The following is a 26,556-nucleotide window of genomic DNA, read 5'->3' on the forward strand; positions in this document are numbered from 1 at the left end:
TCAATTGGGGATCGGCGTCTACTCGGTACATCTGCTTTATGTTGCTTTTATCGCGGCCATTATCGTTTTTATGCTTCTCAGAAAAGATACAACCTTTATTTCACTCGCCGGCATTTTTGTGATTGCGCTATGGACTACGCATTCATTCTCCGCTTCGGTCAGCAGTCTGTTTCACAGCTTCACGTATGCCGCCGGAGAATTGCTGCCGACGATTTTTATTATTTGTTTTATCGTGGCGATGAGCGGCCTTTTGACCAAAACCGGTATTAATGAAGCGATGATTTCTCCGTTTGCAAAGGTGATGAAAGGGCCGGCTGTCGCGTATTGGGTTATCGGCTGTCTGATGTTTGCCATCTCTCTTTTTTTCTGGCCGTCACCAGGGGTGGCGCTGATCGGCGCTGTGCTGCTTCCCGCAGCGATCCGGGCGGGCCTTTCTCCGATCGCCGCGGCAATGGCGATGAACCTGTTCGGCCACGGATTCGCTTTATCGGGGGATTACGTCATTCAGGCGGCCCCGAAATTAACGGCCGATGCCGCGGGCATTCCCGTGAGCGATGTCATGCAGGCAAGTATTCCGCTCGTTTTGATCATGGGGTTCACGACGACAATCACCGCCTTCTTCCTCATCATGCGGGATCGAAAAAAAACGAAGGCCCCCCTCTCCTTGGACAGCTCCGGTTCTTTGGACACAAGTATGTATCTGCCGAAAAAACTCAGGGTGGTCCTGGCGGTTTTCATTCCGCTTGTTTTTCTCGCCGATATTATCTGTATGATCGTATACCGCCTGCAAGGAAACGATGCGACGGCACTCGTCGGAGGAACCGCGATCGGCATTCTCCTGATCATTCATTTCATTGTATATAAAGAGCGGCATTTAGAAAAGATCACCGAGTATTTTATCGGCGGTTTTCAATTCGGCTTTAAAGTATTCGGCCCCGTCATTCCGATCGCGGCCTTCTTTTATCTCGGTGACGCGGGGTTTAAAAGTATTTTGAACACCCCGCTGCCGAAAGGATCTGCGGGGATCGTCAATGATCTCGGATTGGCCCTGTCCCATTCTTTTCCGATGTCCGGAGAATTCGCCGGCATCGCCCTGGCCGCAGTCGGTGCGATTACCGGGCTCGACGGGTCAGGGTTTTCCGGTATATCTCTTGCAGGCTCGATGGCAAAGCTGTTTTCCGCCGCGCTTCATACGGACCCGGCCGTTTTAACGGCGCTGGGCCAGATTTCAGCGATCTGGGTCGGGGGCGGAACATTGGTCCCTTGGGCACTGATCCCCGCTGCGGCTATTTGTAAAGTTGACCCGTTTGAGCTTGCCAGGAAAAACTTTATCCCGGTTGCGGCCGGGCTAGTCGTCACAACGATCGCCGCCATCATCATTCTCCCGTAGCAAAAGGATTGAAATCTTCTGACATTTTCTATACAATCATGGGAAAAGCAGACGAGGGGGCATCGCTTTTGACGTTAACGACACTTCAAAAAAGCTTAAACGCTCAGCTTGACGGGCTGTATGAGGAAATGGTTGAAATCAGGCGTCACCTTCACATGAATCCCGAGCCATCGTTTAAGGAGAAAAAAACACCGGCGTTCATCGCCTCATTTTATGAAAAGCTCGGCGTTCCCATCCGGACGAATGTCGGGGGCAACGGTGTCACAGCCTATATTGAAGGGAGTGAACCGGGACCGGTCGTGGCACTCAGAGCTGATTTTGACGCTTTGCCGATACAGGATGAAAAAGATGTGCCCTATGCTTCACAAATTCCCGGCGTCATGCACGCCTGCGGGCACGACGGCCATACGGCGGCTTTGCTAGCGGTCGGAAAAGTGCTGTACCGCAACCGGGAAAAACTGAAAGGGTCATTTGTGATGATCCATCAGCACGCCGAGGAATTATCTCCCGGCGGAGCAAAAGCAATGATTGAGGATGGCTGCCTCGAGCATGTCGATGCCATTTTCGGCACTCACCTTTGGGCGACTGAACCCGTCGGGACGGTCTTATGCCGCCCGGGCGCAGTGATGGCCGCCGCTGACGGCTTTACGATTAAAGTCATCGGGAAAGGCGGCCACGGCGCGATTCCTCACGATACGAAGGACGCCGTTTTAATCGGCTCACAAATCGTCACGGCTCTTCAGCATATCGTCAGCCGGCGGGTAAATCCGGTGCAGCCGGCCGTCATCTCAGCCGGCTCGTTCACCGCTGAAAATCCGTTTAATGCGATTGCCGATCAGGCAGTCATATCAGGCACCGTCCGCTCGTTTGACGAAAGTGTGCGCAGCCTGCTCGAAGCAGAAATAGAAGCCGTCGTAAAAGGAATCTGTTCCATGCACTCCGCTTCCTATGAATATCGTTTCAAGCGCGGTTATCCCGCCGTCGTTAATCATCCTGAGGAAGCGGCGCACGCGGCGGCAGCCGCAGCGGAAACAGACGGCGTCACGAAGGTCATTGAAGGAGAGCCGCAGATGGCCGGAGAGGATTTTTCCTATTATCTGCAGCATACAAAAGGCGCATTTTTCTTTACGGGCGCCGCTTTAGAAAATGCGGAAACCATTTATCCCCATCACCACCCGAAATTTGATTTTAATGAAAAAGCGATGCTGACGGCCGCCAAGGTGCTTATCGGCGCCGCGGTAAGCTACCCCCGATAGGGCATAAAAAACAGCCGGTACATTACGTACCGGCTGCTGTGATTCTTAAATGAAAAACGTGCCTTGCCGTCTCACCGAGCTGTGACAGCAGTTTATAATTGGCCGCTCCGCCCACGGCGGCTCCGACGACCGGCAAAAGCTGAAACAATTTCACTACGTCCAGATAATCGCGGTATTCCTGCTGAAAAACTCTCCAATCGACATCATGCTTTTTCGAATCCCATTGTTCAATCATTGAGTATATGCGTTTCCGCTGTTCACCGCTTGAGAAAGCCAGCTGAAAAATAAACAGCAAAAACAATCGCTCATCCCTGTCTTTCACATCATAGCCGTAAATGGAGGCAAGATCGAACAGACATTTCATTTTAATGGATAACAGCAAAGGGAAATCAGCCATCCCTAAAAAAATTCCGCCGGCCCCCGTACCGATACCTTCGGCTGCCGCGACCTTTTGGTACGATGCGACGGTTTGTCTGGCGAGGGCATCTTTTTCAGCAAGCGTCATACCGTTTGTATCCCGCTTGCTTTTCACCAGATTTGAACCCGCCATTGTTGCTTCGGTCATTTTTTTAATGCTTTCTGTGATGACGGCATGAATTTTATCGGGAATCCGCTCATTTATTTTCGCCTGCATTCCTTTAGAAAAACGTTCAAGCATAGAATCTTTGCGCAAAAAACGCGCTTTCCATTGCAGTGCTTCCTGTATCAGCTGCTGATCGTCGGTCATCTGTGTCTCCTTCTTTCATTGAGGTTTCAAAAACCCGATTGATTACAGCTTGCCGTACTTTTTCAATCTTCCGCCCATATACGAAGGCATGATCACAAAAATCAGAACGGCTGAAGCAACGGCCGCATACAGCGCCCCGCTGACTCCCGCGGCATAGGCTGACGCTGCGCAGAACAGCAGCGCCTGCACGGTTAATGCCGATTTCATCAGCGAAAAGAAACTTTGCAGCTTCGCTTTCTGATTGACCGGGTAAAGCTCCTGCAGAGAAAGATGATGAAAATGCCCGAACAGCGGCAGAAGCTGTATTCCCGTAATAAAGACGGTAAATACGGTTAACGCCGCCGTTATCCACGGATTGGCGGAAACGAGCATAATAATCAGGATAAAAATAATCGTGAGCCTGACCTGAATCCCGAGATAATCATTTGAACGCAGAAAGGCCCGCGCATACATATAGGAGAACGTTTTCCGCTGTTCAAACGGAATCATTCTGAGCAAAAAGTCGAGATACGCCCGGCGTTTTGCCTGTTTTTTCAGGTGAGGCACATCGGTAAACAGATTGGCGATTCTGTAAAAACGCTGTTTCCTTCTTAATTCATATTCAATATGAGCTTCCCATTTTAATGATTTATGTTTTGCGGCCGATGTGAAATACACATAAAGGCCGGCCATCACAACATAGACGGCGGCAGCGTACACATAAAACGACTGTAAGACGAAGTATAAAAGCAGCATATTGCAGATAAAGCGTATGACCGCATCCATCATTTTCATGCTTCTGTCATTCATAAACGTCATCCGCCACTCCATGGCCTGATTCCACGCTTTTACCGCCAGCATCTGAATAAATACGGCGGCATACGACGCAAGCGACGCCCCCGGACTTACAGCGAAAAACAGAGGCATGCATACAAGCGACAGAGCAAGAAGCGGAAACAGCTGTGACAGATAGCTGTACTTAAATGAATGCTTAAAGTATGTCCCCATTTTCGGTTCAAGCGGCAGCAGAAACACGAGGTCCGCTTCCTTTAGCAGCGTCCGGACGTATGAACCGGTCAGCACAAATGAAAAGAGCACCGCCATCACCCAAAATGACGGAAAATGAACGGGAATGTCTTTGACCCACTTGCTGTACCAGCTTGCCGCGCCGGCAATAAAAAAGATCAGCACAATGACGAGATGATCATTGAGCATATATTTCATATACATTCTGGTTTCCTTTATATGCTCTTCAAGCCGGGACTGCCAAATCGTAGACATATTATTCATGGCCGGCGTCTTCCTTCGTCAGTTCAATATACAAGTCATCAAGAGCTGCGTCTTTCATGCCGAACTGCTCTCTCAGTTCTTCCAGTGTGCCGCTTGCCCGCACTTCGCCGTTATGTAAAATAATGAAAGCGTCACAGTAGCGCTCTGCCGTAGCCAGGATATGCGTTGACATCAGCACGCTTGATCCGGCTTTTTTCGCGGCGTCCATCCGCTCCAGCAATGCATTGATCGCAAGCGGGTCAAGGCCGAGAAACGGCTCGTCAATGATATAAAGCGAAGGCTCCGCGAGAAACGCGCACATGATCATGACTTTCTGCTTCATCCCTTTGGAAAAGTGAGCGGGAAACCATTTCAGCCTTTTTTCCATTCTGAATTCTTTCAGAAGCGGAGGAAGCCTTTTTTCAAGCGTTTCTTTGGAAAGGCCGTACGCCATGGCCGTCAGCTCCAGATGCTCTTTGAGCGTCAGTTCTTCATACAGCACCGGCGTTTCGGGGATGTACGTAAATTGCGAGCGGTAGCTTTCCTTATCCTCCGAAAACGTCTTGCCGTTCAGCTCGATCGAGCCTTTATGCGGGTCCATTAATCCGATAATATGCCGGATCGTCGTGCTTTTGCCCGCGCCGTTTAATCCGATGAGTCCGACAATCTGGTTCGGCTCAAGGGTGAATGAAACATTTTTTAAGACCGGGTTTCTCGTATAACCGCCGGTTAAGTCTTTTACCGATAGCAGAGACATAATTTCTCCCCTTCTGATTCGTTTTTCTTCATAGTACCAAAAATAAAGTCTGATTTGAAACGATTCCCTTTTTTTCTCACGTGAAAATCGTGCATAGTTATCGTTTTGGCGGACATCATAATGTATGTAGAAGGAAACAGCTTTAATCAACTGAAAATGAGGTGTTTATAAAAGACGTCTTAGAACAGTTGGATGAAAATCAACATGTCCTGTGCTTACAATTTCTTCACACACTGCTTTGATGATGTTCTTCATTCATGATGAAATAATCAAATGAGGTGTTTGTCCCAGGAATGATTAAGCAGACCCATAAGTCTTCATTTTAAAAACAAATGAGGTGCTTACAAAAGGCATATTCAATTTTCTGTGATAAAGCTTCGTACTTCTGCATCAGGGTGAACGCGCAGCCGTTCATCCTGTTTTTTGTTTTGGCCGTTTTTGTGGTACGATGAGAATATACATATATTTCTTTTCAGGGAGGAAACCCATCTATGCACAAAGCGGACGATTGTATTTTCTGCAAAATCATTGCCGGTGACATTCCGTCTTCAAAAGTATACGAAAATGAACATGTTGTGGCGTTTCTTGATATCAGCCAGGTCACAAAAGGCCATACGCTCGTGATCCCGAAAACACATATCGAAAACGTGTACGAGTTTACGCCTGAGCTTTCTAAAGAATATTTTGAAGCGGTGCCGAAAATCGCACGCGCCATCCGCGATGAATTCGAGCCGATCGGGCTGAATATTCTCAATAACAACGGTGAAAAAGCGGGCCAATCGGTGTTCCATTTTCACATGCATATCATTCCGCGTTACGGAAAAGGCGACGGTTTCGGGGCTGTCTGGAAGACCCACGCCGAAGACTATGCGCCTGACGATCTTCAGGAGATCGCTTCAACCGTCAGAAAACGGCTTGCCTCATCTTAAAGATGAGGTTTTTTTGCGTCCGGTAACACAAAAAACATAAAATTATATTTTTTCATATCAAAAAAATCAAAAAATTGTGATAGGATAATTGTATTATTTCTTACACTAAAGCGGAAAACAGGGAGAGATCGTAAACATGGAACGTACAACGAATTTCAATGCAGGACCCGCAGCCCTTCCACTGGATGTGCTGCAAAAAGCACAGAAAGAATTTGTCAACTTCAATGACACCGGCATGTCCGTCATGGAGCTGTCCCACCGGAGCAAAGAATATGATGCGGTGCATCAAAAAGCAAAAAGCCTTCTGAAAGAACTGATGGATATTCCCGACGATTATGATATTTTATTTCTTCAAGGCGGCGCAAGCCTTCAATTCTCCATGCTGCCGATGAACTTTTTAACGCCGCAGCAAACGGCGCACTTCATCGTAACGGGCGCATGGTCTGAAAAAGCGCTCGCCGAGGCGAAACTGTTCGGAAACACATCCGTTACGGCAACAAGCGCAGATTCAAACCATAACCACATACCGGAAGCGGACCTCACAGGAATCAAAGACGGCGCCTACCTGCATCTTACGTCCAACAACACGATTTTCGGAACGCAGTGGAAAGAGTTCCCGAATTCACCGATCCCGCTCGTAGCCGACATGTCAAGCGACATCCTGAGCAGAAAAATTGATGTCAAAACGTTTGATGTCATCTATGGCGGAGCCCAGAAAAACCTCGGTCCGTCCGGCGTCACGGTCGTCATCATGAAAAAATCATGGCTTGAAAACGAAAACGCCAACGTCCCTAAAATTTTGAAATACTCCACTCATACAAAAGCCGATTCACTGTATAATACGCCGCCTACATTTGCGATTTATATGCTGAGCCTCGTCCTTGAATGGCTGGCTGAAAACGGAGGTGTCGAAGCGGCTGAACGGCGCAATCAGGAAAAGGCCGACGTCCTGTACGGCACAATCGACGCAAGCGGCGGGTTTTACGCGGGGCATGCTGCAAAAGACAGCCGTTCTCACATGAACGTCACATTCACCCTCCGCGACAGCAGTCTGACGAAAAAATTCGTTGAAGAAGCGAAAGCGGCTAAAATGACCGGACTCGGAGGCCACCGCTCAGTCGGAGGATGCAGGGCGTCTATCTACAACGCCGTCAGCCTGGCTGATTGTGAAAAACTGGCTCAGTTTATGAGAAAGTTCCAGCAGGAAAACGAATAAATTTCTTCTAACATAACGGTTCCTTTGATATACTGTTTGCATATCAATTTTTCCGGCCATCGCAATAAATGACGAGCATATTATTGGATGGCGAAAAAGCTTAGCAGAGGAGAGCTTAGTATGAAAACAAAAGAATTAGTCATTATGGCCCTGTTTGCGGCAATCGGAGCGGTGCTTCATTCCATTATGCCGCCGGTATTATTCGGAATGAAACCCGATATGATGCTTGTGATGATGTTTATGGGTATTCTGTTATTCCCCCGTGTGCAGAACGTGCTGATGATCGGGATTGTAACGGGAATCATTTCCGCACTCACGACATCTTTTCCGGGCGGACAGCTTCCGAATATCATTGAAAAACCGGTAACGGCGTTTCTGTTTCTCTCGCTGGCGCTTTTGGTGAAAAAGAGCGTGAAAACAGCGGCCGCCGCCGTCATTACGATAGCCGGCACCTTCATCTCCGGTTTACTCTTTTTGGCGCTGGCCCTTCTGATTGTCGGCCTGCCGGGCGGATTCACCGCATTGGTGCTCGCGGTCGTCCTTCCGGCGGCTGCGCTGAATACGATCGCCATTATCATTATGCATCCGATTGTGCAGACGATCTTAAAACGGTCCAATATGATTGAAACGGTGAAATAACCGCATACCGAAACCTCTTCCGGCCGGAAGAGGTTTTTTAATGTGTTTCAGCATGTTTTATACGAGAAGTTTTGTGAAAAAGATAAGGAACAATGCGAGGGCGGTTCCTGCTGAGCAGACAATGGCCTTTTGGCGGACGACCCGCTTCGGCGGATAAGAAGCGGCCTGGCCGAGCAGTTTCAGGTAATAAACGGCGCCCGCCGCAAAGACAAGAGCCATACAAGATAAAACAATCATAAAGACAGACAACCTTCTCCCTCCTTTTCCCTTAAAAAATATGCTAAAATAAAGCAAGCTATGTATAGAAGTTTATTCTTCTGAACAAAAATGATAAAAGTTATGAGAAAAAAAACGGGGTGATTTCAAATGGCTGACGGACGTTCCCTTTTAACAGGCCTTTTCGTAGGCGGATTGATCGGAGGCGCAGCGGTGTTACTCTCGGCTCCTTCATCCGGAAAAGAGCTGCGGGGCAAAATCAAAGCGAATTGCAATTCAATTGAGGACACAATCAAACGGTTAAAAAAAGACGGAATGGCGCTTAAGGACCAGCTTGTCCAAACAGCGAAAGAAAGCGCAGAAGTCATTAAAGACGTAGGCGGAGAGCTTCAGACCAGCATTAAAAGGTGGCAGGAGGAAATCAAACCGCACCAGCAGGATCTCCAAAAGGAAATCGCTGATATTGAAGAGAAAATCAGACAGCTGGAGAAAACCTTACAAAACTAATATCCTATACAACCAAAAAAAAGTGCGGACATATTGCGTTCCGCACTTTTTTTTGCGGTTTAAAGCCTTTCCCAGCAACGGATCAAGAATTTATTATAAAATTCTTAAATTTTCATCTTTATTAATCTTTATTTTATTGGCATAATAGAGGAAAAGAAAATGTGAAGCAGGTGATCTGTATTGAATCGTGTTGAACCGCCTTACGATCTAAAAGAAGCTTTAATCTATACCCAAAAAATGGCGCAGCTGTCCAAAGCGCTCTGGAAATCTATCGAGAAAGACTGGCAGAATTGGCTGAAGCCGTACGACCTTAATATTAATGAGCATCATATATTATGGATTGCCTATCAGCTTAAAGGAGCTTCTATTTCAGAAATCGCCAAATTCGGCGTTATGCACGTATCAACTGCATTTAACTTTTCAAAAAAGCTTGAAGAACGGGGATATCTGAAATTTTCCAAGCGGCTGAATGATAAACGGAACACGTACATTCAGTTAACAGAAGAAGGGGAAAATGTATTTGAAAGCCTGCTTGAGGAGTTTGATCCGTCGAGAAACGCTGTGTTTAAAGGCTCACAGCCGATCTACCACTTATTCGGGAAGTTTCCTGAGGTTGAAGAATTAACCTGTGTCATCCGCCACATTTACGGCGAAGATTTTATGGAGATATTCGAGAAATCATTGACAAACATAAACAATGATTTTGATAGTGAAGACGGAAGGCTGAAGAAAAAAACGGACGAATCGGCTGTCCATGAAACGGCTGAAGAGCTGGAACCGATCAACAGTTAATCAAAGTGCTTCATAATCTCAATAAATTCTTCCATCAGCGCTGTATAAAGCCCCTGCTCATAAAGAGCAAAAATCGTTTCATGAACATCTAATTTTTCGTTCAGCTGTCCCGCAAAAAGCGCAAGGAGCTTGTCAAACGTCACAAAGCCTTGCGCTTTTTGCGACTCCAGCTCGTCCTCCAATTCGCGGCAGATCCGCCCGACCTCTTCTCCTTCTTCTTCGGTCAGCCCTTTTTCAATCATCATCGCATAAAAAGGGTACTTATCCATATCCACCGTTTTCACCAGCAATTGTATGTAATATTCTAAACGCCCGATACGCTGATCCATTGAATCCATCCGTTTCACTTCTTTCTATCTTTAATCTTATTTTAGCTGATAATGAATGGAGAAGAAAGGTTAAACCGTACATTTCCATGTTTCACCGAGCTCTTCTGTTCTTCTCTTTCCAGGTTTATTTTTTTCTTTAAAAAAGGATTGATTTTTTCTCCTGAAGAGAGTAAATTATTTTGAGATTGTATTCCATCTTTGTACGGAAGGATGACTCTGATGAATTGCTGGAAAACCATTAATCTGATCAAAGATTATGGTGCGGTTCGTTTATTATTGACTGCTGTAGGTTTTATGATCCTGTTTTTTATATGCAACTTCTTGGCATTCGGGCTGCTGCGTCCGAATATCAGTTTAAGTGACGGGCACGTGTTTGCTTTTTGTGTTCTGCTCGTTGTTACTTTATTTGTACATAAAGTCATACATGTCCTGCCGATGATCTGTAAAAAAAGAAAAAAGGAAATGAAAATGTACTTCTTGCGGATGCCGACATGGAAAGGCATACCGAAAACGACGATGCTGATTTCAACGATCAGCCCGTTTTTATTCATTACGCCGTTATTGTTTTATGCCGGACTGGCATTTCCGAGACACGCTCATTACTTTTATATGATTTCGAGCATCCATGCGGGGTATTGCCTGCCTGATCTTCTGTTTGCCCTGCATCTGGTCAAAGCGCCAAAATCATGTCTGATTGACCAGGAATCCGACGGTTTTGATATTTTAGTAAAAAAAGTGCCGGAGTCTTGATATCCCGCTGATTTTTCAGGTTACATTCTATCTTTTTTAATAAATATTTGGTAATGTAATATGGGAGCAGTTCAGAGAGAGGGGGAATCTCCCATCATTTTATTCTATTTTATCGTGGCTGCCCTGTTTATTCTTTATTTCATAAACAGGCTCACAAATACATTATGCCTTGTCAGAGAGATTCCTGAAGACCGGCAGGATAAGGTATTCCGTTTTATTAATGTATCTATTTTAATTTTACTGATCTCTTCATTCGTCGAGATCTCCTTTACTGTGTAAACAGGCAAAAAAATATGGCTGACGGAGGTCTGACCCCCGACAGCCATATTTTTTTCTTAATAAAGCCAAGAAGCGCCGATGATGATCAATAAGATGAACAGAACAACCAATAATGCAAAACCGCCTGCAAATACTTCACCCATCTCCAAAAGCACCTCCTACAAAACGTTTTATTTTTCCAATTACATCATATGCAATTTACTTCTGAAACGATTAGGCGCCCGGGTAAGAAAACGGACCGCTTTTAGAAAAAGCGATCCGTTTCGCTTAACAAATGTAAGCTGCACCTACGATGATAAGCAATATGAACAGTACTACGAGCAGTGCGAAACCGTTTGAATATCCTCCGCCCATGGTTCATTACCTCCTTTTCATGATCAATATATTTGTATGTATCAGGAAAAAGTTTGACTAGACGAATGCCCTTTATTTAAAATCTTTTTACAGAAAGCCACAATATGTTATGATACGCATATGCAATTTAATTTGGATGATTAGGAGTGTTTAAAGGAATGAAGAAAATCGCGATAGCAGCTATTACGGCAACGAGCGTCCTGGCTCTCAGCGCTTGCAGCAGCGGCGACAACGACGTGATTGCCAAGACGGATGCCGGAAATGTAACAAAAGGCGAGCTCTACACGAATATGAAAAAAACCGCGGGCGCAAGTGTGCTGACACAGCTCGTACAAGAAAAAGTATTAGCAAAAAAATACAAAGTATCGGATAAAGAAATCGATAACAAGCTGAAAGAGTACAAAACGCAGCTCGGCGATCAGTACAGCGCCCTTAAACAGCAGTACGGCGAAGATTACCTGAAAGATCAGGTGAAGTACGAACTGCTTGCACAAAAAGCGGCGAAAGACAACATCAAAGTGACTGACGCTGATACGAAAGAATATTACGACGGCTTAAAAGGTAAAATCCGTGCGAGCCACATCCTTGTCGCTGACAAAAAGACAGCTGACGAAGTGGAGAAAAAGCTGAAAAAAGGCGAGAAGTTTGAAACGCTTGCGAAAGAATATTCAACTGACAACTCAAAAGACAGCGGCGGCGACCTTGGCTGGTTCGATAAAAAGTCAATGGATGAAACATTCAGCAAAGCTGCATTCGGTCTGAAAGTCGGACAAATCAGCGATCCGGTCAAAACAAAATTCGGTTATCATATCATCAAAAAGACAGAAGAACGCGGCAAATATGATGACATGAAAAAAGAACTGAAAGAAGAAGTTCTTAAACAGAAATTAAACGACAACTCAGCTGTACAGGCGGCAATTCAAAAAGTCATGAAAAAAGCTGACGTAAAAGTGGAAGACAAAGACTTAAAAGACACGTTTAACACTTCAACTTCTTCTGAATCTAAATAAAAAAACTGTGCGGGCTCTCGGCGAGCCGCACAGTTTTTTTATGCGATGGAATGATTGGAGTTTTCTTCCGCATCCGCGTTTTCACTTGCGGGCGCCGCCATACGGCGCTCGCGTTCCTGTTCCATCCGTTCAATATACACCCTTCCTTCTTTTTCAATAAACGACTGGTCAAGCTTTTCCTCTTCTTTAGCTGTTGTGAAAAGCTTATAAGCGCTGAAAATAATTCCGATAATGCAAAGGTATACCCACCAAGGAAAAAATAGCACGTCGGTTTCCTCCCTTTTTCACCCAGAGTCTTTATTCTAAGCTATGCTTGATAAAGACAAGTTATGAGAGCTGAACGTAAAAAAGACCGATCATAGAGAATCGGTCTTTTTTATCTTATTGATGGAAAGTCGGTTTGTAGAAAGAACGGTTTTCAAGCGCAAATACACGCTCTGTGTATTCGCCCGGCTTCACCCGTTCCAGCGCTCTGTCCATCATGATCATTTTTGCATCCAGATTGTCAATGTAGTGCAGAATTTCCGCTTCTTTCACCATCGGCGGTTTCGGGCTTCCCCATTCCGCTTTTCCGTGATGGCTTAAAATCAAATGCTTCAGAATCAGCACTTCTTCAGCGTCAATCTGAAGCTCTTCGGCTGCTTTTGAAAGCTCTGTCACCATGATCGAAATGTGCCCGAGCAGATTCCCTTCCACGGTGTACGTTGTGGAGACGGGGCCTGAAAGCTCTTTTACTTTGCCGAGATCATGCAGAATGACTCCGGCATACAGTAAATCCCGGTCAAGAGACGGATACAGATCGGCAATCGCTTTTGCCAGGTTGAGCATGGACACTACATGATACGCGAGCCCGGAGACGAACTCATGGTGGTTTTTAGCCGCAGCCGGGTAATCCATAAACTCAGCCGCATATTTTTTGACCAGATGTCTTGTGATCCGCTGGATGTTTGGATTTTTCATTTCAAAAATGTATTGAGTGACGGTTTCCATCATTTCGTTTTTCGGAATCGGCGCCGTTTCCAGAAAATCATCAATACTGACATTTTCGTTCTCGCCGGCCGGCCGGATGTTTCTCAGCTTAAGCTGGTTTCGCCCGCGATAGTGATGGACATCTCCGATTACCTTCACGATCGTCTGCGCCGCGTATGTTGTTTCATCAGTCGGCTTGGCATCCCACAGCTTCGCTTCGATATCTCCCGATTGGTCCTGCAGCATTAACGTCAGGAATGGTTTTCCGTTGCTTGCGATTCCCTTAGTCGAAGATTTAATCAGAAAGTATTGATCGACCTGCTCGCCGACCTCGTGCAGCATAATACCTTTTGCCATTCTATTAAAAGCTCCCTCCATATCTTACATAATACCAGTATAGCACATACCTCTTTTTTGAAAATAAACTCTTTTATGACAGGAGCCGCATGACTTGTCCGCTGTGAAAAGACCGGCTGACATGCTCATGGCAGGTGAAATAAAGTATCTGCCGCCCGCCTTCTGAAAGCTGATTCAGCACATCAAACAGCCGCTGCAGCCGCTGCCTGTCAAAATGGACAAAACTGTCATCAAGTAAAAACGGCAGTGATACCGCAGATTCCCTCTCTGACGCAAGGGCAAAACGAATCGCCGCATAAAGCTGCTCGCATGCCGCCTGTGACAGTTCGCCTGCAGAAAACACCGTTCCGTCTTTCCGCATAACCATAATGGAATCATCAGCCTCGGAAAAATACAATTTGTGATAGCGTCCGTCCGTAAGCGGTCCGTATAATGCACCGGCGGTTTCTAACAGACGGGGAAGCGTCACTTTTTTATGCCGCTCCATTTTTTCCCTGATAATGTGTCTGACCGTCTGTAATGCGGCCCACTCTTTAGCGGTTTTTTTCACGCGCTCCTTCTGCATTTCTGTCTGCTGTTTTAAATCGGATACAAGCCCCGAGGACTCCAGCTGCTCTTGCTTCACCGTTAATAAAGCGGTTTGCTCACGGAGCTGGGCGCTTTTTTCCTCAAGCGTTTTTTTCTCTGTTTCCTTCTGAACGACTGTATGTTCAAGTTCGGACACTGTGCGGCTCATGTACGGCTCCAGCTGTTTTCCGCCTATGCCGGACAAGTGCGTTTTGATTTCGCGCAGCTGCCGCTCTGTTTCCCGGCGGCTTTCAGTCAGCCTGGCGAGTTCACAAAAGTGTTCGCGGTTTTTTGCGCCTGCCGCCATGAAAAGCTGTTTGACCTGCTGTTCGTAGTAATGAACTTCTTCATTTAATTCACGCATTTGCTCTTGTGCATGCAGCAGATCCGTTTCGAGCGCCTGTTTTCGTTTTGCTTCCTCACGGGCCCGTTCCGCCTGCGCCAGCAAAACGTGCAGTCTTTCTTTTACGGACAGCTCCCTTCCGTCTGAAGGACTCAGCTTTTTGACCCGGTCCTCAAATGCTCTTTGCAGCTTTTGCAGCCTGCCCGCTTCAATGGTCAGCTCATGCTTGTTAAGGATTTCTTTTTTGACATCTTTCATCACATGATATGCGTCAAGAAGATGGGAAGGACTTCCTGAAAACCCCAGTTCCTTCATAAAAAGTTCCGCCTGTTTTTCAGACGGCGCCATTTCGGCCTCCCATTCTTCATATTGGCGGATGACTCTTTCATATGCCGCTTCTTTCTGTTCAAGCACGGCTTGATCCGCAATCAGCTGCTGCCGGTGCCGGCCGTCACGCCAAAGCTCTTCCTGCAGAAGATCAGCCGCTTCTTTAGAGATCGCCGGCTTCTTTTTCTTGTGTCCGGGCCCTCCTCTTTCTGACGGCAGCGGTTTTTGCATGCCGGACAGCATATACAGCAGCAGAGCGCCGGTAAAAAGGGCGGCGGGCAGCCATTCCTTTAACATAGCGAAAATCGCAATGAACAGAATGCCCGCACCGAGAAAGAGCTTTTTTTGTTTGGCGCGCTGTTTTTCCAGATGCTGTACATGTTCCTGCCATTCGTTTCCTTCTGTATCAGCCGTTTGCTTATATGATTGTAAAGCGGCTTCTTTTTCTTTCCTGACAGCGGGGTCCAAAATGTTTTCCGCCGTCACGGCATGTTTTCGTTCGGCTTCTTCCAGCTCCAGCCGCGCTTGTTCGAAAATCGCATCAAGCTGTGTCTTTCTTTCTCTTGCCTGTCCGGCGCTCTGCACGGCTTCCTGCAGTCGCCATTCATATTCATAATCGGTGTTCAGTGAAAGAATGCCGTCCTCCTCATGTCTTCCGAGCTGCTGCAATCCTGACGAAACGCGGGCAGATGTCTGCCGGATCTGTGATTGGATGGCGGCAAGCTGTTCGCCGCGCGATTCGTACATATGCTGCTCGCCGGAAAGCTCCTGCAGCTGCCGCTCTTTTTGCAGCAAGTCCTCATTTGGAGCGAGCAGATCAGCCTGCCGCCTGAGTTCAGCCGCTTTTGCCCGAAGCCCCTCAAGACGGGCCGCTTTCGGATGGAGATGCGATTCGTATTTTTCAAGCTGATGCATTCCGTTCTTCGGGAATTGCTTCAATGCTTCCGGATAAGAAGAAAGTTCGCTTTCCAAGGCTGTTTTTTTGTCTGCGAGCGGCTTTGCTTCTATCGCCGATTTTACTGTTTTGATTTCTTCAGTTATGTCTTTCAATCGTACTTCGGCATCCTGCAAACGGCCGCCGGCGCTTTTTTTCTCTTCCAGAAGGCTGTGATAGCCCGCTTCCGCAGCTTCCGCCTGTTTCAGCTGGGCGCTGAGCCGCTTTAATGTATCCAATTCCTGATTTAAGCGGGGGTTCCGCCCGTTCGGCTTATACATCCTGTCAAGTTCTTTTGCCAGTCGCCCGTCAAGCTTTGCCGCCGCTTCCGACCCGAATAAGCTCGAATACAGGAGAAACTCGCCGATTTTGTCCCGGTTAAAAGCTTGAATCTCCTGCAGTCCGAATACATCGAACGAATAGATCGCTTCGTACAGCGCCCGGTCTGTATCGGAGAGAAGCTGTTTGAGCCATTCTCCGTCCTTGATTTCGCCTGAAGCCGTATACACTCTGACTTTTTCGGCAGCGCCTTTTGTCCGTTCGATTTTGACAGCGCCGTGATCGCCATGCTTCAATTCCACAGCGCCTCCGTAAACCCCGCCGTTTTTCGGTTCGTATTTTTTTGATTTCGGAAAACCGAACAGCACGCTTTTGATAAAGGACATCAATGTCGTTTTGCCCGCTTCATTTAACCCGTAGATCACTTGCACGGGAGAATCTGACAGTTGAAAACTTCGGTCGGAAAATTTTCCGTATTGGTAAATATGCATCGCCGTTATTTTCATCGCTGAAGCTCCTTCATCTGGCGTCTTAAAACGGCTTGAGCCTGCCGCTTAATATCCAGTATCTCTTCATCTGTAAATGAAGCCATCTGACGCCGGTATACGGGATGACGCTCAAGGGCTTCAAACACACCGCTCATGTCCGCGCATTGTTCTATGTCCTGAAGGAGCCCTTTAAAAAACGGATCGGGCGGCACGGTGTCTGTTTCATCCGTCCGATCCTCAAGCGCAAGCGGCCAGACGAAACATTCCTCTTCTGCCTCTTCCTCCTGTAAAGCGGAAAGAAGCTCCTCCGCGATGCCTGCGGGCGCCTCCATCCAAAAGCGGGGCGCCGCGCCGCGAAGCACCAGCCTGACACATGCCGGGCGGCCCGCCGCGCGCAAGCCGGAGAATGTATCCGATGCGGCTTTCAGAAGTGAAGTCATATGTTCAGCTCCGGAGATATCCAGATCAATTTCCTCCCATAACACATCATGCGCTTCTTTGAATTCCCAAGACATCTCACCGTTTGCCGCCCGGACGAGATAATATCCCTTAGGCCCGGTTTCTTTTAAATGCCGGGCTTGAATATTCCCCGGGTAAATGGCGGCGGGATGCTGGGCGGACAGAACCTGCCGTTTATGAATGTGTCCGAGCGCCCAGTAATCCATGCCGCTTTTTTCAAGGTCTTCTTTCGTAAACGGGCAGTACGGGTCATGCCCTTCCGCTCCTGATAACATGCCGTGGAGCATGCCGATATGATAAGGCGCGCCGGTCATTTTCCGGTAACGGGCCGCCTGATTGACCGTTACGCTTCTTTCCTGATAGCTGCATCCGTATATGCTTGCCGCAAGCTCTCCGTTTTTAAAGAAAGATTTTTCCTCCGGTGTATCCGAGGTGAAGATATGTACATTTTCCGGCCATTCAATCGGCGACCACTTACCGCCCAAATGATCATGGTTGCCGAATATGACGAACACTTGGATATCCGCTTCCTGTAATCTCGTAAACTGTTTTCTCAAAAACAGCTGGGCTTTTAAACTTCTGTTGGCTTCGTCAAACAGATCCCCCGAAAGCAGCACGAAATCTGCCTGCTCCCGGAGTGCCCCGTCCGTCAGTCGGCGGACGCTGTGAAATGTGCTTTCTTTAATACGCGCATATACCGGTTCAGGCAGATTCGAAATGCCGTAAAACGGGCTGTCCAGATGCAGGTCAGCGGCATGAATAAACGTCAGATCAGCCATCTCGCCCTCCCCTTTCTGCAAATTGAATTACCCTTATTTTAGCACCGTTTTTATACGAATGCACGTTCTGTAAAATAAAAAAACAGCCCGGCTGTTCCGGGCTGTTTCACTTATTTTTTGGAGATGCGCAGCGCTTGTTTGATCGCTTTGAATCCGCTGGCGTTTCCGTAAATCAAAACGCCGCCTTTGTAAATTTTCGCGCCGACCGCCGCAAAGATCACGATAGTGAGCATTGTCAGGGCGATTCCGGCCGCAGCCTGCCAAAACGGGATATCGAGCATCCCGACGCGTAAAAACATAATCATCGGCGTGAAAAACGGAATGTAAGATGTAACGGTAATAAAACCGGCGTCAGGATTGCCGATGCCGAACATGGCGATCATAAAACCTGCCACGACTAAAAAAACCATCGGCTGAATCGTCTGCTGTACGTCCTCTATCCGGCTGACAACACTGCCGAGAAACGCGGCCAGCGTCGCGTAAAGAAAATAGCCGAGCAAATAGAAAATGACGGCATAAACTATCGTCGAGACGGGAACATCCTTAAAATTGAGAAATGCACTGATCGGCGACGACGCATCATTTTGAGGGTTCAGCTTCAGTGAGAGATAACCAGCCGCAATCAGCACCGCAAACTGTGTGATCCCCACGAGCGCGATACCGAACAGTTTGGCAAACATCTGCTGAATCGGCGGCATGCTTGAAATTAAAATTTCCATGACGCGGGACGATTTTTCCGTCGCCACTTCCATCGCAATCATGCTTGCGTACATGATAACTGAGAAGTAGATGACAAACAGCATGATGTAGACAAGCCCCATTACCTGACCGAGCTCTTCCTCAGATTTCGCCCCTTTTTCCAGCGCGTCTTTGCTGACTTCCGGCGGAGTGTAGAGGCTGCTGACTTTTTCTGCCGAAATGCCGAGCTTGGCGGTTTCGACAGCGGTTTTTGTCTGGGTTAAAGCCTGCTTGAGCAGTTTATACGCTGATTCATCAGAAATGGTCAGCGCTTTGTATGCTCCTGTTATCGTTCCTTTTTGATCTTGTCTGATGATAAACAGTCCGTCCCATTCACCGTCTTTGACACGCTTTACGGCATCTTTTTCGGACTCCTTCGTCTCCATTGCCTGCAGATCATTGTCTGTATCCGCCGCTTTAAGCTGTTTTGCAAACGCCGGGTACAGCCCGCCCGTTTCATCAATCACCGCGATTTGCTGCTTGCCGTCATCCGATTGAAACACGGATATAATCGATTGCAGATTGGTCACCGCTAATACTAATAAAACGGTAATGGCGGTCGAAATAATGAATGACTTTGTCGCGATTTTGTTTTTATATGTATGAAACAGCATAATCCAAAATTTATTCATATACGGCCCCCACCTTTTCTATAAAAATATCATGCAGTGACGGCTCTTCCAATTCGAACTTCCGTATAAAACCTTTCCCTTGCAGCGCCCGGAAAATATCCTGAGAAACCGGTTCATTCGCGACCTGCAGTCTGATTCCGTCATTTGTTTCCTTCCATTTCACGACGCCTTCATGCGTTTTTAAAAAGCTGAGGTCATCATCTGAATGAACGGTGACATTTTTTTTGCCGAAAGACCGCTTAATGTCTTTCAGATTGCCTTGAACGACGGGTTTTCCCTTCTGGAGAATGCACAAATTCTCGCAAAGTTCTTCCACATGCTCCATTCGGTGGCTTGAAAAAACGATGGAAACGCCGCTGTTTTTCAAAGAAATAACCGCTTCTTTCAGCAGCTCGACATTCACCGGATCAAGACCGCTGAAAGGTTCATCGAGAATCAGCAGTTCAGGCTTATGCAGGACGGCCGAAATGAACTGGATTTTCTGCTGGTTTCCTTTCGACAGCTCTTCGACTTTCTTATTCTTGTAATCTGTAATGCCGAACCGCTCGAGCCATGTCATGAGCTCTTTTTCCGCCTCTTTTTTGCCCATTCCTTTTAATCTCGCCAGATAGACAAGCTGGTCACTCACCTTCACTTTCGGATACAGCCCCCGCTCTTCCGGGAGATAGCCGATTTTTTCACTGATGGAATAATTGACCGGCTGCCCTTTCCAGGTGATATGCCCGTCAGTCAGGCTTAAAAGACCTAAAATCATCCGAAAGGTCGTCGTTTTTCCCGCGCCGTTTGCGCCGAGCAGCCCGAACATTTCCCTTTCAGGTATTTGCAGGTTCAAATTGTCAACAGCGGTAAAGCTGCCGAATGTTTTCGTTACGTTTTCAATTGTAAGCACGAATCCAACTCCTTCCTTGACCCATTATATACTAATAATGGGTAAAAATTAATGGAGGATTTTAAATTCTTTATCAGAATATCATTCTATAAAGGGGGTGACATGATGGGACAATATGTATTGACCGCATTCCATGCGTCGGGAGAAACGCTGCTGGATGAACGGATCGAAGCAGATAATGAGGCGGAGGCGAAGGCCGCCGGAGAGGCTTTGTTAAAGGAAAAAAAGCTTGAGAACAGTACTCACCGCTTGGTAAATGAAGCCGGAAAGCTGATTTTATTCCACAGATAACAGAAGCTTTCCGGCTTCTGTATTTTACCGGTTAAATTGCGGCGTCCGTTTTTCTAAAAAGGCGCGGATGCCCTCTTTATGATCATCCGTTTTTCTCATATTTTCCTGGGCCTTTCGTTCAAGAGACAAAACATCTTTTAACCGGCTGATATGGAGGCTCTGATAAATAGCCTTCGTTTCAATCATCGCTGACAGCGGCGCATGCAGCAATCGGTCGATATACGGTTGTGCCCCCTCCGCAGGGCCGCCGCTGAACAGCCCGTCGGCAAGCTTGAGCCGCACCGCTTTTTCAGCAGGCAATTTTTCACCGCTCCAAATCAGTTTTTTCGCTTCGATCTCACCGACGCGTCTCATTAATAAATAATGGCCTCCTCCATCGGGGACCAATCCGATGCCGATGAAATTCATCGCGAGGCGGGCGTTTTCTTCGGCGAGCACCACATCGGCGCACAGCGCGAAACTCAGCCCGAGCCCCGCCGCGGCTCCGTGGATGGCGGCAATCACAATTTTTTTCATATCATAGAGCGTCAGCGTAATGGATTCGATCATTTTCATGAGCCGTTCATATTCTCCCGAATCATGATCCGATGTCATCATCTGAATATCACCGCCCGCGGAAAATCCCCGGCCTTCCCCCCGTAAAAGCACGATAAGCGCTTCGCTGTCGGCTGCCATCACGCATGCGTTTTCCAATTCCCGGAGCATTTGTTCATTCAGCGCGTTGTAACTGTCAGGCCGGTTCAGCACAATCTCCGCAATCTTTCCCTTTTCTTCATAGCGAATATACTGCATGTTTACATCCTCCTTGAATCCGCTTACATATTTTGTTCAAATGATATATTCCTTCCGCCGAAGCGAAATCCCTTTATTTTTCAAGGTCAATAGATACCGAAAAATGCATATCATTTGAAACTGAACATACATTTTTATATAGTGAAATTGATATACAAAACAAAAGGGGGGAAAAACGCCGATAATGAAATATGTGATACTCAGCTTGTTACTGAGCTTTTTTATGGTGCTGTTCCCCCCTTCGGATGTCGCTCTTCCTTCCCAATTGGTGACAGAAACAGACAGCCATGTACAAATTTCGGTTTACCCGCAGGAAACGGATTCGGCAAAGACGCCGGTTCAAACCAAAACCGCTCCGCAAGGCCTGTCAAAAGGATACGGTGCGTTATCCCGGATGATCTCCCTGTTATCTGTCAAACCTCTTGATCAATTCATTGATTCCACAATGGAAAGGACATGCGCCATTCCGATACAATACCAGTCAAATTACCTCCGGCATCAGACCATTTCTCATTGCCAATCTGTATTTACGATGTAAAAACAGTATATTCCGGAGGGATTTTTTATGAATATTAAAGAAAACGATCTGCCCGGTATCGGGAAAAAATTCGAAATCGAAACGAGAAATCATGAAAAAATGACGATTATCATTCATGATGACGGCAGGCGGGAAATTTACAGATTTGATGACCGCGACCCTGATGAGCTTCTGGCAAGCATTTCACTTGATGATGCGGAAGCAAGACAGATTGCCGCGATTATCGGCGGGATGGTGTACAAACCGCAGGCGCTTGAATCGATTGAAATGGCGTTCAACGATCTGATTATCGAATGGTTTAAAGTTGAAAAAGGGGCAAAAGCGGCAGGGCGGACGCTCGGCGAACTGGATGTGCGGCAGAACTATGACGTGACGGTCATCGCCATCATTAAGCATAACCAGAAAAAGCTTTTAAACCCGGGCGCTGATTCGCTACTTGAAGCAAACGATACACTCGTCCTCTCAGGTGAAAGAAAGCATCTGAAAAAGCTGATCCAAGACTTCCTCTCCAGAGACGGAGTGTGATCTGTTTATGGACCATCTCGTATTTGAAGTCGGTACGGCGTTAGTTCTTGTAGCCATTGCGAGTGTCATCGCCAATAAAATTAAATTCTCGATCATCCCCTTCCTGATCATTTTAGGAATGCTTGTCGGGCCGCACGCGCCCCAAGCGGGCATCATTGACCTGACGTTTATCGAAAGCCGGGAAGTGATTGAATTTTTCGGACGGATGGGCGTCCTGTTCCTCCTCTTTTACCTCGGACTTGAATTCTCGGTCGGAAAATTAGTCAAATCCGGACGTTCAATCGCCGCCGGCGGAACGATTTATATTCTGATTAATTTCAGTTTAGGGCTGATATACGGCTTTATCACAGGCTTTTCCTTTTTGGAAGTGCTTGTATTGGCGGGCGTCATCACGATATCATCAAGCGCCATTGTCGCAAAGGTGCTTGTTGACTTAAAGCGCACGGCCAATCCGGAAACGGAGCTGATTCTCGGCATCATTATGTTTGAGGATATCTTTCTGGCGGTTTACTTATCGGTCGTTTCCGGGCTTGTTCTGGGAGACGCGACGTCTGTCGGAGGCGCGCTGATGTCAATCGTGATCGCTTTCGGATATATGCTGCTGTTTTTCATTGCCGCTCGAAAATTGCCGCCTCTGCTGAACAAGCTGCTTGATATCCGTTCAAACGAGGTATTTGTCATCGTCATTTTCGCCGCGCTCTTTTTCATTGCCGGCTTTTCCGAAACGATTCATGTCGCTGAAGCGATCGGCGCGCTCTTGCTCGGACTCGTATTTTCGGAGACGGCCCATTCTGACAGGATTGAGCATCTTGTCGTGCCGTTCCGTGACTTTTTCGGGGCCATGTTTTTCTTCAGCTTCGGTCTCAGCATTGATCCGTTTTCACTCGGAGATGCGGTATGGCTTGCCCTTGGCGCCGTTCTGCTGACGATTGCCGGAAACTTTATCGCCGGCATGATCGCCGGGCGCCGGGCGGAGCTTTCTCATAAAGCATCGTCTAATATCGGGCTGACCATTGTGTCACGCGGCGAATTCTCCATTATCGTCGCAAATCTCGGCATCGCCGGCGGCCTGTCCGCTTCACTTAAACCTTTCGCCGCCTTATATGTTTTGATACTGGCCATCTTCGGCCCTTTGCTCACGAAAGAATCGAAGCGGATATATCTCCTGTTGAACAGCGTGTTCAAATGGAAGACGCCTGAAAAGAAGCCGCAGAAATCATAAAAAAAGCTGACCTCTTTATAAGGGGTCAGTTTTTTTGAGCGGGAAGAAATTGCTGAAAAGCCGTTTTTTTATCAATGGAGAAATGCTCTTTTCCCAGAATGGTATTGATGATTTTTTGGTTTCTGTAAACAGAGAGCTTCAAATTCGTAGCGCCCGTTCCGTGAGCATGATCAAGATTCGTTAATGTGAAAAAATGATGCCGCCTGTCGTCCTTAAAGACAAGACGGGAATCGGCCGTCACTTTAAAGCGTTTCTCATCCTCCCATTCGATATCGGGGGCAATTGCCGTAAACCATTCCGGAATATGAGGTTTAAAACCGGTCGCCAATATCACTTTTTCTGAATCGGCCGTAAAGGTTTCATCCATCTGCCATTGATGAAAGCTCAGTACGCAGCGCCCGTTTTGCTTTTCAATTTTTTCAAGCTCCGCCATCGGCTGAATATACACGTCAGGCGAACCTCCGCTGATCGATCTGTGATACAGGGCATCGTAAATGGCGGCAAGTGTGTCAGAATCAATGCCGTGGCGCAGTCCGTCCAGCTCAGGGAGCGTTTTCAGCCGTTCTTTAAAAGGCAGGCGGTTAAAATATTCCACATAATCAGGTGTAAACATTTCCTGCCCGAGCTTGGCGGTTTCCAATTCTCGGAATCCGGCGGAGCGTGTCACCCATTGCAGCCGGCTGCGGCGGTATTGTTCATCGTGCAATAAGTCAGAAAAGATCTCCGCGGCGCTCTGTCCGGAGCCGACCACTGTAATTGATTCGGCGCCGGCGAGCTCGTCTTTCCGAAACAAATATTCCGTGCTGACCATCGTGTCCTGACGCGCTTCGGCAGCAATCTCTGCGGGAATAAGCGGTTCAGACCCCGTCCCCATGACGAAATGCCTCGTTTGATAGACACTGATGCTTCCGTCCTCAATGTTCTTGACGCTGACGTCATAATGTCCGCCGGCATTTTTCACATCGATTACCTCTGAGCCGAAACGGCATGATTTGATTTCTGAAGCCGCCCAGCTCAAATAGTCGTTAAATTCCCGTCTCGGAATATCAAATTCATTAAACGTATAAAACCGGTACAGCCGGTCATGTTCATGGAGAAAGTTTAAAAACGTGTAGCGGCTTTTCGGATCGGCGAGCGTGACCAAGTCCGCCAGAAACGCCACCTGTAAATCGGTCCCTTTAATTAATAGACCGGGATGCCACGCAAATTCTTTCTTTTTATCGAAAAAAAGAGCATCTGTTCCGGGTATATCCTCTAACAATGCGGCAAGCCCTAAATTAAACGGCCCGATTCCCGCTCCTATAACATCATACATATTATGCACCTCTTACGAATAACAGTCTGATGGTCTTTTCCCGTTTTTACAGACGGTTAAACATAAAAAAACGGCACGCTGATTCCGTGCCGTTTTTGATATTATAATGCGGATTTGACGAACATCTCATCTAAGTATTTGATTTTCTCTTCTGTATAATGCTCGAATCGGTCATTATATGATTTCGGATCTTTCGGATTGGCGAAGTGCGTGATTTTTCCGGTTTCCGGATGAATGAATTTGCTTGCCGCGCCGCAGCCGATACCGATAATCGTCTGCACTTCTTCCATAATCATAATGTTGTAGATGCTTTCCTGACCAGGGAAGGAGTAGCCGACATTTTCAAGGTTTCCGAGAATGTTTTTCTGCCGGTACAAGTAGTACGGCGTATAGCCGTGCTCTTTTGTCCAGCGGACGGCGTCATCCATCATGCGGGACACTTCCTGTCTGTCGGCAACTTTATACTTATGCTTGTTTCTCGTCATTTCTGACGCCCGTTTAAAAGAAAGCGTATGAACGGTCAAAGATTCAGGCATCAGCTTTTCCGTTTCCTCAAGACTGTGCCTGAACTCAGCCGTCCCTTCTCCCGGCAGGCCGATGATCAGGTCCATGTTGATGTTGTTCATGCCGTGTTTGCGGGAAAGATGGTATTTTTCGATGGTTTCTTCAACTGTATGGTGTCTGCCGATGGCCTTAAGCGTTTCGTTTTCATAAGATTGCGGGTTGATGCTGATTCTGTCAATCTTATACTTATTTAAAACGGCAAGCTTTTCCTCCGTAATCGTGTCGGGACGGCCCGCTTCAACGGTAATCTCCCTGATATTCGCGACATCCGGGAAAGAGCGGACCATTTCTTCATATAAAAGATCCATTTCCTCAGCGGTAATGCTTGTCGGCGTGCCGCCGCCGAAATAAATGGTCGTCACTTTGATATCATGCCGCTTCAGCCATTCTCCGATTTTCTGCATTTCATAGTGAAGCCCCCATAAAAAGGAGCCGACTCTTCCCGCCTGTCCTTGAATGGCATAAGCCGGAAACGTGCAGTAGGCGCATTTTGTCGGGCAGAACGGGATGCCGATATATATGCTGACTTCATCTTTGACCCGGTACAGATCGGGAACCGCAGCGAGCTGACGGTCGACAATCTCCTGCATCAGATTGATTTTTTCATCATGGATCAGATAATCTTTTTTCAGATCGGCGTGCGCCTCTTCTTTTGTCAGGCCGCTCTGCAGCTTTTTATGAAGAAGTTTAGTAGGCCTGATGCCGGTTAAGATTCCCCATTTTTGTGTCATGCCCGTATGCGATTGAAGAAGATTTAAGTAGACATATGACAGCGTATTTTTCACCTGTTTAAATACTTCTTTTTCGCTCCATCCGGCAAGAAGCGGTTTCGTATGATGTTCCTTTTCGCCGGTTCCTTTGATTTCTCCGGATACCGACACGCTGTCTGCATCTTGAGAAATGGCAAGTGAGATGACGAGATCAGAGGGTTCCTCCGTTTCGCCGTACGCAAGAACACACTCTTCAAAAAATAAATTCGCGATGTTTTGCAGCGGACGATGCAGCCTGTCATCCGTGATGCCGTCTATTTTTATTTGCAATGTGATCACCTTATTTTTCAGATTCAAAACTTTCTTTAGTGTACAGAAAGAACAGGCTAAAATCAATCCGCGAAAAAGCCGCAGACCGGCGTTTCGCGTCTGCGGCTCT

30 protein-coding genes are annotated in these 26,556 nt (G+C 47.2%); 14 read left to right on the top strand and 16 right to left on the bottom strand.

Features of this window, described 5'->3' with window-relative positions; all coding sequences use genetic code 11:
* Positions 1-4 precede the first annotated feature (4 nt).
* Together G9F50_RS13230 and G9F50_RS13235 are read left to right on the top strand one after the other, a co-directional pair.
* A complete protein-coding gene (locus G9F50_RS13230; protein WP_060562101.1) occupies positions 5-1,390 on the top strand; it encodes a hypothetical protein in 1,386 nt (461 codons plus the stop codon).
* A 68-nt stretch (positions 1,391-1,458) separates the two neighbouring features.
* The gene (locus tag G9F50_RS13235) at positions 1,459-2,646 is read left to right on the top strand and encodes a M20 family metallopeptidase (RefSeq protein ID WP_025284507.1); all 1,188 of its coding nucleotides are present in this window, start codon (positions 1,459-1,461) and stop codon (positions 2,644-2,646) included.
* 22 nt (positions 2,647-2,668) lie between these two features.
* Here G9F50_RS13235 and G9F50_RS13240 read toward each other — a convergent pair whose 3' ends face one another.
* The 3 genes from G9F50_RS13240 to ecsA are packed head-to-tail and all read right to left on the bottom strand — an operon-like array spanning position 2,669 to position 5,378.
* The gene (locus G9F50_RS13240) at positions 2,669-3,373 is read right to left on the bottom strand and encodes an EcsC family protein (RefSeq protein WP_014417334.1); all 705 of its coding nucleotides are present in this window, start codon (positions 3,371-3,373) and stop codon (positions 2,669-2,671) included.
* Between the two features lie 42 nt (positions 3,374-3,415).
* Entirely contained in the window at positions 3,416-4,642 is a 1,227-nt protein-coding gene (locus G9F50_RS13245) for an ABC transporter permease (protein ID WP_043021343.1), read from the bottom strand.
* Positions 4,635-5,378: an ABC transporter ATP-binding protein EcsA gene (ecsA, locus tag G9F50_RS13250; RefSeq protein ID WP_003155231.1), complete on the bottom strand. Its 744-nt coding sequence runs from the start codon at positions 5,376-5,378 to the stop codon at positions 4,635-4,637. The genes G9F50_RS13245 and ecsA overlap by 8 nt, the downstream gene beginning before the upstream one ends.
* A gap of 491 nt (positions 5,379-5,869) precedes the next feature.
* Between ecsA and G9F50_RS13255 the strand changes: the two genes are divergently transcribed.
* The 3 genes from G9F50_RS13255 to G9F50_RS13265 all read left to right on the top strand — a co-directional run bounded on the left by G9F50_RS13255 (position 5,870) and on the right by G9F50_RS13265 (position 8,162).
* Positions 5,870-6,307, top strand: a complete 438-nt coding sequence (locus G9F50_RS13255) for an HIT family protein (protein ID WP_057080120.1) — start codon at positions 5,870-5,872, stop codon at positions 6,305-6,307.
* A gap of 136 nt (positions 6,308-6,443) precedes the next feature.
* Positions 6,444-7,523, top strand: coding sequence for a 3-phosphoserine/phosphohydroxythreonine transaminase (gene serC / locus G9F50_RS13260; protein WP_060562100.1), 1,080 nt, complete (start codon positions 6,444-6,446; stop codon positions 7,521-7,523).
* A 120-nt stretch (positions 7,524-7,643) separates the two neighbouring features.
* Entirely contained in the window at positions 7,644-8,162 is a 519-nt protein-coding gene (locus G9F50_RS13265; RefSeq protein WP_060562099.1) for a tryptophan transporter, read from the top strand.
* Between the two features lie 57 nt (positions 8,163-8,219).
* Here G9F50_RS13265 and yhzF read toward each other — a convergent pair whose 3' ends face one another.
* Entirely contained in the window at positions 8,220-8,411 is a 192-nt protein-coding gene (gene yhzF, locus G9F50_RS13270) for a membrane protein YhzF (protein WP_007409223.1), read from the bottom strand.
* A gap of 117 nt (positions 8,412-8,528) precedes the next feature.
* Here yhzF and G9F50_RS13275 point away from each other — a divergent pair, with 117 nt between their 5' ends.
* Both G9F50_RS13275 and G9F50_RS13280 read left to right on the top strand, forming a co-directional pair.
* On the top strand, positions 8,529-8,885 hold the full coding sequence (locus G9F50_RS13275; protein ID WP_007409224.1) for a YtxH domain-containing protein: 357 nt from the start codon (positions 8,529-8,531) through the stop codon (positions 8,883-8,885).
* Positions 8,886-9,065: 180 nt separating this feature from the next.
* The gene (locus G9F50_RS13280) at positions 9,066-9,677 is read left to right on the top strand and encodes an HTH-type transcriptional regulator Hpr (RefSeq protein WP_003155240.1); all 612 of its coding nucleotides are present in this window, start codon (positions 9,066-9,068) and stop codon (positions 9,675-9,677) included.
* Here the strand turns inward: G9F50_RS13280 and G9F50_RS13285 are convergent.
* A complete protein-coding gene (locus tag G9F50_RS13285) occupies positions 9,674-10,015 on the bottom strand; it encodes a YhaI family protein (RefSeq protein WP_003155243.1) in 342 nt (113 codons plus the stop codon). The two genes, G9F50_RS13280 and G9F50_RS13285, sit on opposite strands and share 4 nt — an antisense overlap.
* Before the next feature lie 210 nt (positions 10,016-10,225).
* Between G9F50_RS13285 and G9F50_RS13290 the strand changes: the two genes are divergently transcribed.
* Positions 10,226-10,756, top strand: a complete 531-nt coding sequence (locus tag G9F50_RS13290; protein WP_007409225.1) for a DUF3267 domain-containing protein — start codon at positions 10,226-10,228, stop codon at positions 10,754-10,756.
* A 60-nt stretch (positions 10,757-10,816) separates the two neighbouring features.
* Complete coding sequence (locus G9F50_RS13295; protein ID WP_003155245.1) at positions 10,817-11,035, top strand: hypothetical protein; 219 nt, start codon at positions 10,817-10,819, stop codon at positions 11,033-11,035.
* Between the two features lie 56 nt (positions 11,036-11,091).
* Here the strand turns inward: G9F50_RS13295 and yhzE2 are convergent, their stop codons facing one another.
* Positions 11,092-11,178 (bottom strand): sporulation protein YhzE2, encoded by an 87-nt coding sequence (yhzE2, locus tag G9F50_RS13300; RefSeq protein WP_003155248.1) that lies wholly within the window; start codon positions 11,176-11,178, stop codon positions 11,092-11,094.
* Between the two features lie 124 nt (positions 11,179-11,302).
* Positions 11,303-11,389 carry a sporulation protein YhzE1 gene (gene yhzE1, locus G9F50_RS13305; protein WP_017417375.1) on the bottom strand — a complete coding sequence of 29 codons (87 nt, stop codon included), beginning with the start codon at positions 11,387-11,389 and terminating at the stop codon, positions 11,303-11,305.
* 158 nt (positions 11,390-11,547) lie between these two features.
* Here yhzE1 and G9F50_RS13310 point away from each other — a divergent pair, with 158 nt between their 5' ends.
* Positions 11,548-12,399 carry a peptidylprolyl isomerase gene (locus G9F50_RS13310; RefSeq protein ID WP_060562098.1) on the top strand — a complete coding sequence of 284 codons (852 nt, stop codon included), beginning with the start codon at positions 11,548-11,550 and terminating at the stop codon, positions 12,397-12,399.
* Positions 12,400-12,437: 38 nt separating this feature from the next.
* Here G9F50_RS13310 and G9F50_RS13315 read toward each other — a convergent pair whose 3' ends face one another.
* From G9F50_RS13315 to G9F50_RS13340, 6 genes are all read right to left on the bottom strand, one after another.
* Complete coding sequence (locus G9F50_RS13315) at positions 12,438-12,665, bottom strand: sporulation YhaL family protein (RefSeq protein WP_007409227.1); 228 nt, start codon at positions 12,663-12,665, stop codon at positions 12,438-12,440.
* 115 nt (positions 12,666-12,780) lie between these two features.
* Complete coding sequence (gene yhaM, locus G9F50_RS13320) at positions 12,781-13,725, bottom strand: 3'-5' exoribonuclease YhaM (RefSeq protein ID WP_012117206.1); 945 nt, start codon at positions 13,723-13,725, stop codon at positions 12,781-12,783.
* 73 nt (positions 13,726-13,798) lie between these two features.
* On the bottom strand, positions 13,799-16,681 hold the full coding sequence (locus G9F50_RS13325; RefSeq protein ID WP_060562097.1) for an ATP-binding protein: 2,883 nt from the start codon (positions 16,679-16,681) through the stop codon (positions 13,799-13,801).
* Entirely contained in the window at positions 16,678-17,901 is a 1,224-nt protein-coding gene (locus tag G9F50_RS13330) for a metallophosphoesterase family protein (protein WP_060562096.1), read from the bottom strand. The genes G9F50_RS13325 and G9F50_RS13330 overlap by 4 nt, the downstream gene beginning before the upstream one ends.
* 110 nt (positions 17,902-18,011) lie before the next feature.
* Complete coding sequence (locus G9F50_RS13335; protein ID WP_060562095.1) at positions 18,012-19,271, bottom strand: ABC transporter permease; 1,260 nt, start codon at positions 19,269-19,271, stop codon at positions 18,012-18,014.
* A complete protein-coding gene (locus tag G9F50_RS13340) occupies positions 19,264-20,160 on the bottom strand; it encodes an ABC transporter ATP-binding protein (RefSeq protein ID WP_007409231.1) in 897 nt (298 codons plus the stop codon). The genes G9F50_RS13335 and G9F50_RS13340 overlap by 8 nt, the downstream gene beginning before the upstream one ends.
* A 105-nt stretch (positions 20,161-20,265) precedes the next feature.
* On the opposite strand from G9F50_RS13340, the gene G9F50_RS13345 reads away from it, so the two are divergent.
* A complete protein-coding gene (locus G9F50_RS13345) occupies positions 20,266-20,451 on the top strand; it encodes a YhzD family protein (protein WP_003155259.1) in 186 nt (61 codons plus the stop codon).
* A gap of 24 nt (positions 20,452-20,475) precedes the next feature.
* Here the strand turns inward: G9F50_RS13345 and G9F50_RS13350 are convergent, their stop codons facing one another.
* On the bottom strand, positions 20,476-21,243 hold the full coding sequence (locus G9F50_RS13350) for an enoyl-CoA hydratase (RefSeq protein ID WP_007409232.1): 768 nt from the start codon (positions 21,241-21,243) through the stop codon (positions 20,476-20,478).
* A 184-nt stretch (positions 21,244-21,427) separates the two neighbouring features.
* On the opposite strand from G9F50_RS13350, the gene G9F50_RS13355 reads away from it, so the two are divergent.
* Genes G9F50_RS13355 through G9F50_RS13365 form a run of 3 tightly spaced genes read left to right on the top strand, consistent with a single transcriptional unit; the run spans position 21,428 to position 23,528 of the window.
* Positions 21,428-21,781, top strand: coding sequence for a hypothetical protein (locus G9F50_RS13355; protein ID WP_060562094.1), 354 nt, complete (start codon positions 21,428-21,430; stop codon positions 21,779-21,781).
* Positions 21,782-21,808: 27 nt separating this feature from the next.
* The gene (locus tag G9F50_RS13360) at positions 21,809-22,306 is read left to right on the top strand and encodes a cation:proton antiporter regulatory subunit (RefSeq protein WP_012117200.1); all 498 of its coding nucleotides are present in this window, start codon (positions 21,809-21,811) and stop codon (positions 22,304-22,306) included.
* A 7-nt stretch (positions 22,307-22,313) separates the two neighbouring features.
* The gene (locus tag G9F50_RS13365) at positions 22,314-23,528 is read left to right on the top strand and encodes a cation:proton antiporter (RefSeq protein ID WP_060562093.1); all 1,215 of its coding nucleotides are present in this window, start codon (positions 22,314-22,316) and stop codon (positions 23,526-23,528) included.
* 25 nt (positions 23,529-23,553) lie between these two features.
* Here the strand turns inward: G9F50_RS13365 and G9F50_RS13370 are convergent, their stop codons facing one another.
* Together G9F50_RS13370 and G9F50_RS13375 are read right to left on the bottom strand one after the other, a co-directional pair.
* On the bottom strand, positions 23,554-24,843 hold the full coding sequence (locus G9F50_RS13370) for a lysine N(6)-hydroxylase/L-ornithine N(5)-oxygenase family protein (RefSeq protein ID WP_060562092.1): 1,290 nt from the start codon (positions 24,841-24,843) through the stop codon (positions 23,554-23,556).
* A gap of 101 nt (positions 24,844-24,944) precedes the next feature.
* A complete protein-coding gene (locus G9F50_RS13375) occupies positions 24,945-26,447 on the bottom strand; it encodes a coproporphyrinogen III oxidase (protein WP_007409236.1) in 1,503 nt (500 codons plus the stop codon).
* Positions 26,448-26,556 lie beyond the last annotated feature (109 nt).

Source organism: Bacillus sp. EKM206B, assembly GCF_011066015.1.
Classification (GTDB): domain Bacteria; phylum Bacillota; class Bacilli; order Bacillales; family Bacillaceae; genus Bacillus; species Bacillus velezensis.